This is a genomic window from Stenotrophomonas sp. Br8 (assembly GCF_014763005.1).
Taxonomy (GTDB): domain Bacteria; phylum Pseudomonadota; class Gammaproteobacteria; order Xanthomonadales; family Xanthomonadaceae; genus Stenotrophomonas; species Stenotrophomonas lactitubi.
The window spans coordinates 173,279-187,542 of the sequence record NZ_JACGTN010000017.1 but is presented as its reverse complement, the minus strand read 5'-3'; the positions used below and the strand labels follow the sequence as shown (position 1 = coordinate 187,542).

The window sequence follows — 14,264 nt, the reverse complement described above, 5'->3', positions numbered from 1 at the left end:
CACGCCCCCGCAACCGGACCCATCCCGCCTTCGACAGATTTCCGCGATCTGTAGATCCACGCCATGCGTGGATGAATCTCCAACGAAATCGAATATTTCGGCAATTGATCGAAAAGCATCCACGCATGGCGTGGATCTACCGTGTCGACCAAGGTCGACACCTACCAACAGCCGTCGAAATCTGTCAGAGGCGGGGCGGTGTCGGATTGCGGGGTGTCCGCGGCATGGATGCCGCGGCCAAGCCTACAGGGACGTACTTGCGGCGTCCCCGCACTCCGACACCGCCCCGCCACCCCACGGAATGCACGCTGTTGCTGTTGCTGTTGCTGTTGCTCCGGCTGGTAGCGGGTGCAGGGCGCAGCCCTGCTCGACCAACCCTCAAACCGTGATGGTCTGCGTCAGCGATTCCCAGGTCGGCGGCACCGGCCAGGACGCGGCCTGGTTGCCGTCCAGCACCCGCCGCAGATCGCGTGGATCGATCTGCGGGGCCAGCACATGCACCAGCTCCAACGCGTAATCGCGCAGCACCCGGTCGCGTGGCAGCACCGCCCAGGCGATGCACTCGGTGATCGGCGCCGGTGCCGGCCACACCCGCAGATCCTCGTCGTTGGCGCTGATCGCCATCTCGGCCAGCAGCCCCACCCCCAGACCTGTGCGCACATAGGTCTTGATCAGGTCGGCATCCAGCGCGGTCAGCGCCAGATCGGGCACCAGGCTCTGCGCGGCAAAGGCGCGCTGCAGGGAGGAGTTGGGTCGGGTCGAGGATTCGTAGCTGATCAGCGGCTGGCGGGCCAATGCTGCCAGGTCCGGTACGCGGCCGGCGCGGTCCAGCGGATGGCCCTTGGGCACCACCACCAGCCGTCGCCAGCGGAACAGCGGCACCGCGATGCCGTCGCTGGGTTCGCTGCCGGCAGTACTGATGATCGCGATATCAGCATCGCCCTGGTTCAGCCGGTCCAGCGCATCGGCCTCACCGGCCTGCTGCAGGTGCACGCTGACCTGCGGATAGGCCTGCTTGATGCGCGCCACGGCTGGCGGCAGCACGAAGCGCGCCTGGGTGTGGGTGGTGGTCAGGATCAGCTGACCCTGGCTCTCGCGGCGCTGGTTGGCCGCGTAGGTGCGGATGTTGTTGGCTTCGGACAGCACGGCGCGGGCGCGGCTGATCACTTCGGTGCCGGCCGGGGTGACCGACTCCAGGCTGCGTCCCTTGCGCACGAACAGCAGGAAGCCCAGTTCGTCCTCCAGCTGCTTGAGCTGCTTGGACAGGCCGGGCTGGGTGGCATGCACCCGCGAGGCGGCGAGCGTGATGTTCAGCTCGGCGTCGGCGATGGCAACCAGGTAGCGCAGCTGGGTCAGCGTCATGGCAGGCGGGCGATGTGGGGGCGGAGGTCCACTCTAGGGTCAATTGCCGTCACCAGCTTATAACCAAAGGTTGTTTAAGAAAGGTATCTGGTCATTTCCGGGCGTCATATGCCGGCGCTACGGTCAGCCGGCAGCCGCTGGCCTGAACAGCCAGCCTTCTTCCCTTATGCCCGCCGAGCCCGGCGCGGCCTGTTCCTGGAGCGCTCCCATGGCCCTGTACGACTCCATCCTCGACACCATCGGCAACACCCCCATCGTCAAGCTGCAGCGCCTGGCGCCGCAGGGCGTGACCGTGTACGCCAAGGTTGAATCCTTCAATCCCGGCGGCTCGGTGAAGGATCGCCTGGCGCTGGCGATCATCCTCGATGCCGAACAGCGTGGCCTGCTCAAGCCGGGCGACACCATCGTCGAAGCCACCTCGGGCAACACCGGCGTCGCCTTGGCGATGGTGGCCGCCGCACGCGGCTACAAGTTCGTGGCGACGATGGTCGAGACCTTCTCGGTGGAACGCCGCAAGCTGATGCGCGCCTACGGCGCGAAGGTCATCCTGACCCCGGCCGCCGAGCGCGGCAGCGGCATGGTGCGCAGGGCGCGCGAACTGGCCGAGGAGCACGGCTGGTTCCTGGCCAGCCAGTTCGCCAACCCGGCCAACCCGGCCTACCACCGCAACACCACCGCCGCGGAGATCCTGCGTGATTTCGCCGGCAAGCGTCTGGACTACTTCGTCAGCGGCTGGGGCACCGGCGGCACCCTGACCGGTGTCGGTGAAGTGCTGAAGGTCGCCCGCCCCGACACCCGCATCATCGCCACCGAACCGGCAGGCGCCGCCTTGCTGAAGGGCGATGACTGGAAGCCGCACAAGATCCAGGGCTGGACCCCGGACTTCGTGCCCGATGTGCTCAACCGCAATGTGGTGGACGAACTGGTGACGGTGGAAGATGATCGCGCGATCGCCACTGCCCGCCAGCTGGCCGCAGAGGAAGGCATCTTCGTCGGCATCTCCGCCGGTGCCACCGTGGCCAGCGCACTGGACGTGGCACATCGCGCGGAACCGGGCGCGGTGATCCTGGCGATGTTGCCGGACACCGGTGAACGCTACTTCTCCACGCCGCTGTTCGCCGACGTCAATGAAGGTTCCGACGACGACTGGCTGGCCGGTCTGCCCTGATCGCCGCGTTGTCGATGACAGCAGGATGACGCCCACCCTCGCGGTGGGCGTTTCCATTTGGGCAATCCTGACTGGGCATTGCCGTTGCAAGCGGACCGTTTTCCCCCGCAAATCAGAAGCAATCCATTTCAGGAACTTTCGTTTCGCCTGCGTGCGGCGCTCGCTTCAGCCTGCGTGAAGGCGCTGCCGGCCATCGTGCATGAACAGCGCGGATCGCAGTGCGTGAGACGGTCATGACGCAGCATCGATGCCCTGTCCCGCAAGATGCGGGTGCAGCCAGCGTGGGCACGGCGCGCAACAACTACAGGCAGGAGACGGACGCATGAAGATCGAAGTGTGGCAGGGCGACATCACGGCCCTGGCGGTGGATGCGATCGTCAACGCGGCCAATGAATCACTGCTCGGTGGCGGCGGTGTCGACGGCGCGATCCATCGTGCGGCTGGCCCCGGCCTGCTGGCCGAGTGCGAGCGTCTGCCGGAGCTGCGCCCCGGCGTGCGCTGCCCGACCGGTGAGGTGCGCGCAACGGATGCCCATGCACTTCCGGCACGGCACGTACTGCATACCGTCGGCCCGGTCTGGCACGACGGCCAGCGCGACGAACCGGCACTGCTGGCCAACTGCTACTGGAAGTCGCTGCAGCTGGCCGAATCGCTGAACCTGCAGTCGATCGCGTTCCCGGCCATCAGCTGCGGGGTGTATGGCTATCCGCTGTACCAGGCGGCGCAGATCGCGGTGACCGAAACACTGGCCTGGCAGCGCAGCCACGCCCAGCCGATGCGGATCGTGCTGGTGGCATTCAACACGGCGACCGCCAAGGCCTACCAGCAGGCGCTGTCGGCCGCAGGCCAGGTCGCCGACAGCGGGCGCGGGTCGCTGCTGCCCCCACTGGGCGATACCGGATTCGTGCCGGCGCATTGAAACAATGCGGGGCGTGGAAGAAAAAAAGGCCGGGCATTGCCCGGCCTTTTCGTTTACATCCGTCGCGACAGCGTCAGTTCGTTACTTCGGCGGCAGCGTCGGCCGCCGCCGTAGCAGCCGCCGATGCCGCGGCCGAAGCGGCGCCGTCGACCTGCACACGCACTTCCACCATGCCCGCTTCGTCGCTCAGGCTGGTTACGTCCACGGTGTAGTGGCCGGCCGGCAGCGATTCTTCCAGGCGTGCGTTGGTGCCATTGCCACCATCGTCGTCCACCAGCTCCACGTTCGAACCGACCACGCGCAGCACCGTATCCACCTGGCTGGAAATCGCATCCAGGCGCACATCGGCCGGACGCGGCAGGCTCAGCAGGAAGCGGCGGCGCCCTTCGCCATCAAGCATGGCGAACACGCTGCCGGAGTTCGGCAGGGTGGTGCCATCACGCATGACCATGTTGGCCGGCAGCTCGGTGCGCTTGGCAGTCAGCTTGAAGGCGCCGGTACCGTCTTCGCCCAGGCTGCGCACGCGCAGGGTGTACTTGCCCGGTTCCAGCGGCATGCCGATGCGCGAATTGGTGCCGTCGCCGCCGTCGTCGTTTTCCGACTGAGCGCCGTTGCCGTCCAGCTTCAGCACGGTATCGAACGCATCCGATTCCAGGCGGATCTCGTACATGCCCGCCTTGTCCACCTGCAGGGTGTAATCCTGCGACTTGGAGACCAGCAGGTCGACGATCTCGCCTTCGGCCACCATCGGCTTGCCGTCATACGGCACCAGCTTCTCGGCGCGCAGGCGGTACGGGCCGAAGGCGGAGGGGCCGTCGGCATTGATGGCCACCTGGTAGCTGCCGGTGCCATTGGCGCGGAATGCCAGCGAGACGTCGTCGCCGCGCTCGTAGCCCGAACTGCTGCTGGCCACCAGCACGCCGTTGTTGAACACGGCGATCGAGCCGCGCAGCGCGCCGGTCAACTTGATGCCGACCAGTTGCTTGTCGTCCAGCTTCAGCTGGTACAGCTGATGGTGGCTGCCATCATTGAAATTGACGCCGCTGCGCGAGGTGATTTCGCCGGATACCGGCTTGTCGAACTCCAGCGAGGGGGCCTTGCCCACGTCCGGGCTGCCACCCATCCGGTTGCAGCCGCCGACAGCCAGCACCGTGGCAACGGCCAGCGTGATTGCGGTAATACGCATGTTTTTTCTCCTTGGCCTTCCATGTATGCCCCCACGCACTGGCCTGGCGTGCGGGAGGCGGCAACGATACCGGCAAAAGCAAACGCCGGCGTGATGCCGGCGCTGCCTTGTTCAGTTCATGCTGCGAAACGACGGATCAGCCGTTCCACTTGCCCAGGGCGGCCTGGCCGTTTTCCTTGGCGCGCTCGTAGACGGTCTTCTGCGCGGCGGCGTAGTTGCCCTTCATGTCCTTGGCCCACAGCTTCAGTGCCGCCTGCTGCATGGCACGGCCATAGGAGAAGCTCAGCGGCCACGGCAGGTGACCCATCTGGTTCATGGCATTGAGGTGGGCGGTGGACTGCTCATCGCCCTGGCCGCCGGACAGGAACACCACGCCCGGCAGGATCGCCGGCACGGTGCTCTTCAGGCACATCACGGTCGACTCGGCCACTTCCTCGACGTCGGCCTGCTCGTCGCAGCCCTTGCCGGAGATGACCATCGAGGCCTTCAGGATGGTGCCTTCCAGCAGCACGTTCTGCTGGTACAGCGCGTCGAACAGCGAGCGCAGGGTGGCTTCGGTGACTTCGTAGCAGGTCTCGATGTCGTGCTCGCCGTCCATGATCACTTCCGGCTCGACCATCGGCACCAGGCCGCATTCCTGGCACAGCGCGGCATAGCGGGCCAGCGCATGCGCGTTGGACTCGATGCAGGTGCCCGACGGAATGCTCTCGCCGATGTTGATGACCGCACGCCACTTGGCGAAGCGCGCGCCCAGCTTGTAGTACTCCTGCAGGCGCTCACGCAGGCCGTCCAGGCCTTCGGTGACCAGCTCGCCCGGGCAACCGGCCAGCGGGTGCGCACCCTTGTCCACCTTGATGCCCGGGATCATGCCGTGGTCGGCCATGTACTTGGCGAACGGCACGCCGTCCTTGGTCGACTGACGGATGGTCTCGTCGTACAGGATCGCGCCGGAAATGTGCTCGTTGAGCTTCGGCGTGGTCAGCAGCAGTTCGCGGTAGGCGCGACGGTTCTCTTCGGTGTTCTCGATGCCGACGCTGGCAAAGCGCTTGGCGATGGTACCGGTGGATTCGTCGATCGCGATGATGCCCTTGCCCGGGGCAACCATGGCCTGGGCGGTTTCAGCCAGCTGTTCGATGCTCATGTACTTCCTGTGGCGGGTGCGGGAAAAACGTAAGTATAGCCCCGACGCCCCGTTACCTCGACGTGGAGGCCAGGGTGGAAACGATTCCACTTCCGTACAGGACAGGAAATGTCCTGCACGGCATGGGGTCGGAGCCCCTCCGGGGATCTGACCCCGGGGTCGGATCCGCACAGCGGCTCCGACCCGGTGTGATCAGCTCTTACAGGTCGCCGAGACCGCTGGCGCGGCCGTCGTCGCCCACTTCCAGCAGGCGCAGGGTATTGGTCGCGCCGTGGGTTTCCATGTGCTCACCGCTGGTGAACACCACGCGGTCGCCGGCCTGCAGCATGCCGCCTTCCACCAGCAGGCGGATGCTGCCGCGTGCGGCTTCGCGCGGGGTGAAGCCACGGCTGTCGAAGTTGATCGGGAACACATCGCGCATCAGCGCCATCTGCCGGCGGGCGCCGTCGTGGCGGGTAACCGCGAACACCGGTGCCGAGGCACGGAAACGCGACAGGTAGCGGGCGGTGCCACCGGATTCGGTCATCGCCACGATCGCGCGCACGCCCACGTGCTGGGACAGGAACATGGTGGCCATGGCAATGGCCTGGTCGGCACGTTCCAGGTTGCGCGGCGAGGCGCCGAAGTCGGTCTCGGTCTGGAACTGGCGCTCGGCGCCCAGGCAGATGCGCGCCATCGCTTCGACCGCCTTGACCGGATACGCACCAGCGGCGGTTTCGGCCGACAGCATCACCGCATCGGTGCCGTCGATGACCGAGTTGGCCACGTCCAGCACTTCGGCGCGGGTCGGGATCGGGCTTTCGACCATCGACTGCAGCATCTGCGTGGCGGTGATCACCACCTTGTTCTGCGCCAGCGAGGCCTTGATGATCTTCTTCTGCAGGCCCGGCAGCTCGGCATCGCCGATTTCCACGCCCAGGTCACCACGCGCCACCATCACCACGTCACTGGCGTCGACGATCTCTTCCAGGTTCTCGATGGCTTCGGTGCGCTCGATCTTGGATACCAGCGCGGCGTAGCAGCCGTGCGATTCGGCGATCTCGCGTGCATCGTTCATGTCCTGCGCATTGCGGCAGAACGACACGGCGATGAAGTCCACGCCGATCTTGGCGACGATGCCGATCAGCTCCTTGTCGCGCTCGGTCAGCGCGCCCAGCGACAGGCCACCGCCCTGCTTGTTCAGGCCCTTGCGATCGGACAACGGACCGTCATTGAGCACGGTGTTGATGATGCGCTCGCCCTGCACTTCCACCACCTGCAGCTGCATCAGGCCATCGTCGAGCAGCAGCACGTCACCGGCGGTCACGTCCTGCGGCAGGCCGAGGTAGCTCACGCCCACCTGGGTCGCATCGCCCGGGCCGGCATTGGTGCTGGCGATCAGGTCGAAACGGTCGCCGGCCTTGAGATGCACCTTGCCTTCGGCGAAGCGCTCGATGCGGATCTTCGGGCCCGGCAGGTCGGCCAGGATGCCTACTTCCACGCCCACCCGCTGCGCGGCGGCGCGCACATCGGCGGCACGCTTGGCCTGGCCGGACGGGTCACCGTGGCTGAAGTTGAGGCGCACCACGTTGACGCCGGCGCGGAACAGATCCTCCAGCACGCCCGGCGGATCGGTAGCCGGACCGAGGGTGGCAAGGATCTTGGTGCGACGCTGACGCTCGAACATGATGGATGGGCCTCTCCCGTTAAAGGACGGAAATTAGCACATCCTTCACGTCCCATGTATACGGTTACAGCCTTGTGCTGCCTGACTCTGCGGGACATCGCACGGACATGTTCCGGACATACGCCGGTCGATGGCAGCGGAAACGCCGCCGGGCAAGGCCCGGCGCGCGCCTCGTCTGCTTCAGGCCAGCAATGCCAGCAGCTGCGCCGGATCACGGGCCAGCTGCCCTGCACCGGCCTCGGTCAGCTCCTGCTCGCCACCAAAGCCCCACAGCACGCCCACGCTGCGCAGGCCGTGATGACGGGCACCTTCGATGTCCATGCGGCGGTCGCCGATCATCCAACAGCGTTCCGGTGCCAGCTGCAGGCGATGCAGCGCTTCGCCCACCAGCTGCGGCTTGCTGCTGCGCGAGCCATCCGGCGTGGAACCGATCACGTCCTCGAACAGGTCACCGAACGGCAGATGCTCGACGATGCGGCGGGCATGCGGCTCGTTCTTGGCGGTGACCACGGCCAAGCGGTGCCCCCGTTCGTGCAGTGCGCGCACCACCGCTTCGATGTCCGGATAGATCGTGTGCTCGCGCCAGCCTTCCACGTCGAAGCGCTCGCGATAGAAGGCCACGGCCTGCTCCACCCGTTCGGCATCGCCGAACAGCGGCGCGAACGTGGTGCGCAGCGACGGACCGATCCAGCCCAGCAGGGTTTCCTGCGACGGCACCGGATGGTCCATCTTCTGCAGCGCATAGGCGATGCAGGTGGTGATGCCCACTTCCGAATCGATCAGCGTACCGTCCATGTCGAAGAAGAGCGTTGCACGCTCTTCTCCGTCCACCCGCAGGTCGACGCTCATGCGCCGCGCGCGGCCAGGGCGGCAACGGCCGGCAGGGTCTTGCCTTCCAGGAATTCCAGGAATGCGCCGCCACCGGTGGAGATGTAGCTGACCTGCTGGGCGATATCGAACTTGTCGACCGCGGCCAGGGTATCGCCACCACCGGCGATGGAGAACGCCGGCGAACTGGCGATGGCGCGGGCCAGCGCTTCGGTGCCCTTGCTGAAGGCTTCGAACTCGAACACGCCGACCGGACCGTTCCAGACCACGGTGCCGGCCTTCTGGATCAGCTGCGCGTACTGCGCGGCGGTCTGCGGGCCGATGTCCAGGATCAGATCATCCTCGGCCACCGCATCGACGGCCTTCACTTCGGCAACCGCGTCGGGCAGGAACTGCTTGGCGGTGACCACGTCCACCGGCAGCGGGATGTCCGCACCGCGCGCCTTGGCGTCGGCCACGATCTTCTTCGCGGTATCCAGCAGGTCCGGCTCGTACAGCGACTTGCCGACCTTGTAGCCGGCCGCCGCGATGAAGGTGTTGGCGATACCGCCACCGACGATCAGCTGGTCGACCTTGCCGACCAGGTTGGCCAGCAGTTCCAGCTTGGTGCTGACCTTGCTGCCGGCGACGATGGCCAGCAGCGGCTTGGCCGGTGCATCCAGTGCCAGTGCCAGCGCATCCAGCTCGGCCATCAGCAGCGGGCCACCGGCAGCAACCGGGGCAAAACGGATCACGCCATGGGTGGACGCCTGCGCACGATGCGCGGTACCGAACGCATCCATCACGAACACATCGCAGAGGGCGGCGTACTTCTTCGACAGGACTTCATCGTCCTTGCCCTCGCCGACGTTCATGCGGCAGTTTTCCAGCAGCACCAACTGGCCCGGCTGCACGTCGACGCCGTCGACCCAGTCACGCACCAGCGGCACTTCGCGGCCCAGCAGCACCGACAGGCGCTGCGCAACCGGCGCCAGCGAATCGGCTTCGCTCCACACGCCTTCCTTCGGGCGGCCCAGGTGCGAGGTGACCATCACCGCCGCGCCCTGCTCCAGCGCGCGCTTGAGCGTCGGCAGGGAAGCGGTGATGCGCTGTTCGGAGGTGATGCGGCCATTCTCGATCGGCACGTTCAGATCCTGGCGGATCAGCACGCGCTTGCCGGAGAGGTCGAGGTCGGTCATGCGGACGATGGACATGGGCAACTCTTTGGCTCTGGAGATGGGATGCCGGTTTGCGGCAGAAGGTCATTGTATCGGGTGGCGATGCCTGCGGCAGGCAGAGGCCAACGGCAACGGCAACGGCAACGGCAACAGCAACGGCCAGAGCGCTGGCGCTTCGTGGTGCTGTGGGTGGGCCGGGGCGGTGTGGGTTGGCAGGGGACGCCGTGAATCCGTCCATGGAGGCTTGGTCGCCGCATCCATGCGGCTCACACCCCTGCCAACCCACACCGCCCCGGCCTCGACAGGTTCATGAGGCGGAGCGGATGGCAAAGGCGGAAGCAAGAGCGTTTTCTGGTGTCGGATGAAGGAAGAAGGGGTCGGAGCCGTTTTCCTGCGGAAAACGGATCCGACCCCGACGGCCCTCGAGCGAAGCGACCCGCTTTGGCTTTGGCTCTTGCTCTTTTTTTCTCTTCCGTGGGTGGACGCACACGGAAATTGTCAGAGGCCGGGCGGGGTGGGTTCGCGGGGGTGTCAGCCGCATGGATGCGGCTGCCAAGCCTACAGGGACGTACTTGCGGCGTCCCCTGCCCAGCCCACCCGCCCGGCCAAGCGAGGCTTTTGCTCCCTGCGACCAACCGACCACCCACGAGGGGCTGCGCCGTTCGCTGCAAACTACGCCGAAGGCGACGGCTTCTGCTTCAGCAGGCTCAACGCCAATCCGCCGACAACCAGCACGCCCAGTCCCAGCAACGCCCACAGCAGCCACGCCTTCCAGTCGTGCTGCGGCTTCAGCGCCGCATCACCGGCCAGCGTCTCCGGACTGCCTTCCAAGCGTGCCAGCGTCGGCTGCCACGACGGATCGTTGCGCTGGCGCAGTTCCTCGATCAGCACCGTGATCGGTGCCTCCGCGCGGCGCGCGGTGGTACTGCCCACGGCCAGTGCGTAGGGCGCTGCGCCCTGGCTGAGGAACACCATCACTTCCGGTTGATAGCCCAGGCGCAGGGTCGGCGCGCTGGTGGTCTCCACCGGGCTCGCTACCAGCTTCCAGTAGCGGTCGCGGTACATGCCGCCCAACGGCTGTGCCGCCGATTGCTGGCGCTGGCCCGGGGCACCCTGCTGCAGCTGATAGGCGATCCAGGGCGCGCTGCGGCGCTGCCATTCGGCGGCAGCGTCATCGCGACTGAACAAGGTCCACTGCACCAGGCTGTTGTCGGTGCTGGCCACGTCGGCGCGGGTCACCGGGAATCGGCCATCCAGTTCAAAGGTGAATTCCCCCTTGCCCTGCGCGGTCGGTGTCAGCGACAGCCACTCCCAGGGCACCGTTGCCGGCGCTGGCGGCAGTTCCGCCAGGACGCTGCGCAGCTCCGGCAGGCGCGCCTCGCCCTGCGGCAGGATCCGCAGGTAGCGCACGTTGCTGTCGACCTGCAGGCGGCGCTGCAGCAGGCGCTTGCCCGCGCGCTGCAGATCCACCAGGGGGACGTCGCGGGCGATCGACTGCCAGCGCTGCAGATCGTCGCTGGCATCGAGCTGTACCTGCGCCTGCAGTGGCTGGCTGCTTTCGGCCCAGTCCAGCACCAGCGCTGCCAACGGTTGCTGGCCGAGCACGCTGGCATCGATCAACCAACCACCCTGCCCGTTCGCTACCGCACCACCACCAAGCCGAGCTTCGACCCGGCGCACACGGCCGTCGGTATCGCGCTCGGTCAGCAGCTGCAGGTCGTTGCGCTGGGCCTCGGCCAGCGGCGGTAGTGCAAACCACGGCAGCTCGCGCTGTACCGGCGGCTGCGCCAACGGCTGGTCCGGTGCCAGCAGCGCCGACGGCAATGCCTGGCCAGCGGCGTTGAACACCTGCAGGTCGCTCAGATCGGCTGTGCCTGCACGGCGATAAATCGCCGGCTCCAGCACCACGCGGTAGGCACCGGACTGCGCGCTGGACAGGCTCAGCGGCCATTGTTCGGCGTACTGCGCGCGGTAGTCCGTGGCCTGTGCAGCAACTGCACCGGCCACCCCGAACAACACCGGCAGCAAGGCTCGGCTCCACTTCCTCATTGGCTTTCCTCCACGGTTGGCGGCGCGCTCGGCGGCGCGGGCGCCAGGTAACCCACCACGGTGCACAGCAGGCCGTAGGCGATGAACGATGCGATTCCCAGCAGGTTGCCCAGGTGCTGGCGATCGATCAGCACCAGCTTGGCCAGCACCACGGCCATCAACACGGCACCGACCATCCACAGCACACGCTGGCCGCGACGCGAGCCCCACACCCAGGCGATCACGCCGAGCACGCTCCACAACACGGTCAGGCTGGTCTGGGCCAGGCTGAAGCGGGCCATTGTCGGATCCCAGGCCACCCCGCCCCAATGATGCACGCCATGCAGCACGGTGCTGGTCAACGCGATGAAACCGGCCACGGCCAGCACCGGCACACGCAACCGCTGCAGCGGCGCCGGTCCCTGCGCGTCATACAGCCAGCGTGCGATCAGCAACAGGCTGACCCACTGCGCCAGTTCGGCAGGATTGAGCAGCGGCAACCACGGCAACGGCGTGGCGTCGCCCGCCAGGGTCAGGCCGAACAACCAGGCCAACGCCAGCACCGCGAAAATCACGCTCTGCAGTGGCAGGCGCACCGGATCAAACGCAGCACCCAGCGGCCAGCGCAGCACGTTCCAGCGCCACAGCGACAGCGCCGCCAGCAGCAACCACGGCAGGGTCACCAGCAACGCGGTCCAGCCCTGCGCCAGGCGCGCGTCGCCGCCGCCCCACAGGGCCAGCAGCGAAAGCAGCGACGGCCACAACAGCCACCACAGGAACTGGGCGATACGGGCCACGCCACCACTGCCCTGACGCAGGCACAGCAGGCTGCGCACGCCGAGCACGGCGAACACTGCCCATGCCAGCGCGCCATAGCCGGCAAACGGCTGCTGGTGCGCGTCGCTCTGCAGCAGCGCCAACGGGAAGCCCGCTGCCAGCATCACCAGCGCGGTCACGCCCAGCGCACGTGCCGGCATGCGGCGCTGCACTTCCGACGCCAACCAAGCGGTGACGGCGGCCAGCACCAGCACGGCATCGGCCTGCGTCGAATGCGGGAAGAAGCGGCCGATTTCATGCACCAGACCACCCAACCACCACAGCAGGCCCCACAGGTAATACGCCAGGGCGATGTCATGGCGCTGCCTGCGCTGATAGCTCCACGCCGCCGCGAAGCCTGCCACGGCCAGCAGCAGCGCGCCGATCGCGGTCGGGTTGAGCAGGAAACGCTGGTCCTGATGCCAATGGTCGGCACCCACCACGAACGCGAATGCGGCGGCGAGCTGCAGCAGCGCACCGGTCACCTGCGGCAACCAGCGCTTCTGGCGCAACCCCAGCCACGCCAGGCCGGCACCTTCCAGCGCGAACACCGCGCCGGTGGCCCGCGCCGAGAATGCCAACGGCACCGCCAGCGTCGCAAAGCCCACGGCCAGTACCGCATGCGACTGCGCCAGCACCGTATACGACGCGCGTGCGATCAGCGCGCGGGCCAGCAATGCGTAGATCGCGGCCAGGCCCAGCGCACACAGGGCCAGCGTCATCGGCTGTTCGTGCAGCATGCCGGCCTGCAGCGAGAAGGCGATCAGCGGCGTGCCGAACACCAGGCTGCCATCAACCAGATCGCGCCGCCCGGCCGGCTGCCGGCGCGCATACAACAGCGGAATCAGCAGGTAGAAGGCGAAGAACAGCAGCAGGAACGGTTCGGTGCTGGCGAACTTGGCCGCGTCGTACTGCAGCACGCCCCAGAACGTGCCGATGCCGAAGGTGAACGCGAAACCGAGCAGGTTCAGCACACGCCACGGGCGATACCAGGCGATGGCGAAAATACCCGCGTTGAGCACAGCGTAGTAGCTGAACAGCCCGACGTGGTTACCACTGCCGGTGGACAGCCACAGCGGCGCCATGAAGCCCGCCAGGATGCCCAGCACCGCCAACGTGCGCGAGTTCTGCACCACCGCCAGCACGCACAGCCCCGCCACCAGGGCGATCGAGCTGGCAAAAGCGAAACCGGGCGCGAGCAGATCGAAACGCTTGAAGGCAGCGAAGATCGTCAGCAGCAGCACGCCGACGGCGCCGCCCTGCAAGGCCAGCGCGAACATCCGCCGGCGCTCGCGCTGGTGCCAGCCGAAGGCCAGCAGGCCCAGCGCACCGACGGTGATGCCCGCCAGCCGCAGTTCGACCGGCACCACCAGCCAGCCCTGGTCGCTGACGTACTTGAGCAGCGCGGCGACACCCGCCAGCAGCACCAGCATGCCGATCTTCACCGGCACGTTGCCTTGGGTGAACCAGTGTTTGACCGCACCGATCGCGCGCTCGACCAGGTTCGGCAGGGCCGGTTCTGCCGGCAGCGGCGGCACTGTGGGCTCCGGTGGCAACGGCGGTGGCGGCATTGGGCGCGCGGGCTGGGCCGGCGGCGGCAGCTCTTCGCGGGCGGCGACCGGCGCTGATGCCGGAGTTGCCGTGGGCCGCAGGAACGAGGGTTCGCTGCTGGGCTCGCGTGTTGCCGCAGGCGCGCGCGGCGGCTCGGCTACTGCCGAGGGCGCACGGCCTACCGTCCCGGCCGGGATGGGCGCGACCTGCACGGTCTGTGCGGCCTCCAGGGCGGCGACCCGCCGGCGCAGGCCGGCAATCATCACCAGCGCGACCACCAGCAGCAGCGGTATCGCCAGCAGGACCAGTACTGCCAGGACCAAGAGTGCTTCCATTCCTCGCCTTCCAATGCGATCCCGCGCCACGATGGCGGCGGTCGACGGGCCCATGCTACGTCAGGCCGGGCCCCTTAAACGACGAACCCCGGCCAGGCCGGGGTTCG

The 14,264-nt window shown here is 67.2% G+C and carries 10 protein-coding genes; 2 read left to right on the top strand and 8 right to left on the bottom strand.

Annotated features, from left to right (window positions below; all coding sequences use genetic code 11):
- Positions 1–378 precede the first annotated feature (378 nt).
- Complete coding sequence (locus tag H3005_RS15995) at positions 379–1,362, bottom strand: LysR family transcriptional regulator (RefSeq protein ID WP_108265941.1); 984 nt, start codon at positions 1,360–1,362, stop codon at positions 379–381.
- Positions 1,363–1,570: 208 nt separating this feature from the next.
- On the opposite strand from H3005_RS15995, the gene cysK reads away from it, so the two are divergent.
- Both cysK and H3005_RS15985 read left to right on the top strand, forming a co-directional pair.
- Positions 1,571–2,530 carry a cysteine synthase A gene (gene cysK, locus H3005_RS15990; RefSeq protein ID WP_100553421.1) on the top strand — a complete coding sequence of 320 codons (960 nt, stop codon included), beginning with the start codon at positions 1,571–1,573 and terminating at the stop codon, positions 2,528–2,530.
- 322 nt (positions 2,531–2,852) lie between these two features.
- Entirely contained in the window at positions 2,853–3,449 is a 597-nt protein-coding gene (locus tag H3005_RS15985) for an O-acetyl-ADP-ribose deacetylase (protein WP_100460196.1), read from the top strand.
- Between the two features lie 73 nt (positions 3,450–3,522).
- Here the strand turns inward: H3005_RS15985 and H3005_RS15980 are convergent, their stop codons facing one another.
- From H3005_RS15980 to H3005_RS15950, 7 genes are all read right to left on the bottom strand, one after another.
- Positions 3,523–4,635, bottom strand: coding sequence for an ABC transporter substrate-binding protein (locus tag H3005_RS15980; protein ID WP_089236628.1), 1,113 nt, complete (start codon positions 4,633–4,635; stop codon positions 3,523–3,525).
- Positions 4,636–4,771: 136 nt separating this feature from the next.
- The gene (locus H3005_RS15975; RefSeq protein ID WP_100553422.1) at positions 4,772–5,776 is read right to left on the bottom strand and encodes a class I fructose-bisphosphate aldolase; all 1,005 of its coding nucleotides are present in this window, start codon (positions 5,774–5,776) and stop codon (positions 4,772–4,774) included.
- 199 nt (positions 5,777–5,975) lie between these two features.
- Positions 5,976–7,442, bottom strand: a complete 1,467-nt coding sequence (gene pyk, locus H3005_RS15970; protein ID WP_089236630.1) for a pyruvate kinase — start codon at positions 7,440–7,442, stop codon at positions 5,976–5,978.
- Between the two features lie 180 nt (positions 7,443–7,622).
- Positions 7,623–8,291 carry an HAD hydrolase-like protein gene (locus H3005_RS15965; protein ID WP_100553423.1) on the bottom strand — a complete coding sequence of 223 codons (669 nt, stop codon included), beginning with the start codon at positions 8,289–8,291 and terminating at the stop codon, positions 7,623–7,625.
- Positions 8,288–9,463, bottom strand: coding sequence for a phosphoglycerate kinase (locus tag H3005_RS15960; RefSeq protein ID WP_191078564.1), 1,176 nt, complete (start codon positions 9,461–9,463; stop codon positions 8,288–8,290). The genes H3005_RS15965 and H3005_RS15960 overlap by 4 nt, the downstream gene beginning before the upstream one ends.
- 636 nt (positions 9,464–10,099) lie before the next feature.
- Positions 10,100–11,476 carry a DUF3999 domain-containing protein gene (locus H3005_RS15955; protein ID WP_100553425.1) on the bottom strand — a complete coding sequence of 459 codons (1,377 nt, stop codon included), beginning with the start codon at positions 11,474–11,476 and terminating at the stop codon, positions 10,100–10,102.
- Complete coding sequence (locus H3005_RS15950; RefSeq protein ID WP_100553426.1) at positions 11,473–14,157, bottom strand: DUF2339 domain-containing protein; 2,685 nt, start codon at positions 14,155–14,157, stop codon at positions 11,473–11,475. The genes H3005_RS15955 and H3005_RS15950 overlap by 4 nt, the downstream gene beginning before the upstream one ends.
- Positions 14,158–14,264: the final 107 nt, after the last annotated feature.

What these genes read in the sequence shown, in the direction of transcription:
- H3005_RS15995 (WP_108265941.1), bottom strand. Translation starts at nt 1,362, where the DNA reads ATGACGCTGACCCAGCTGCGCTACCTGGTTGCCATCGCCGACGCCGAG.
- cysK (WP_100553421.1), top strand. Translation starts at nt 1,571, where the DNA reads ATGGCCCTGTACGACTCCATCCTCGACACCATCGGCAACACCCCCATC.
- H3005_RS15985 (WP_100460196.1), top strand. Translation starts at nt 2,853, where the DNA reads ATGAAGATCGAAGTGTGGCAGGGCGACATCACGGCCCTGGCGGTGGAT.
- H3005_RS15980 (WP_089236628.1), bottom strand. Translation starts at nt 4,635, where the DNA reads ATGCGTATTACCGCAATCACGCTGGCCGTTGCCACGGTGCTGGCTGTC.
- H3005_RS15975 (WP_100553422.1), bottom strand. Translation starts at nt 5,776, where the DNA reads ATGAGCATCGAACAGCTGGCTGAAACCGCCCAGGCCATGGTTGCCCCG.
- pyk (WP_089236630.1), bottom strand. Translation starts at nt 7,442, where the DNA reads ATGTTCGAGCGTCAGCGTCGCACCAAGATCCTTGCCACCCTCGGTCCG.
- H3005_RS15965 (WP_100553423.1), bottom strand. Translation starts at nt 8,291, where the DNA reads ATGAGCGTCGACCTGCGGGTGGACGGAGAAGAGCGTGCAACGCTCTTC.
- H3005_RS15960 (WP_191078564.1), bottom strand. Translation starts at nt 9,463, where the DNA reads ATGTCCATCGTCCGCATGACCGACCTCGACCTCTCCGGCAAGCGCGTG.
- H3005_RS15955 (WP_100553425.1), bottom strand. Translation starts at nt 11,476, where the DNA reads ATGAGGAAGTGGAGCCGAGCCTTGCTGCCGGTGTTGTTCGGGGTGGCC.
- H3005_RS15950 (WP_100553426.1), bottom strand. Translation starts at nt 14,157, where the DNA reads ATGGAAGCACTCTTGGTCCTGGCAGTACTGGTCCTGCTGGCGATACCG.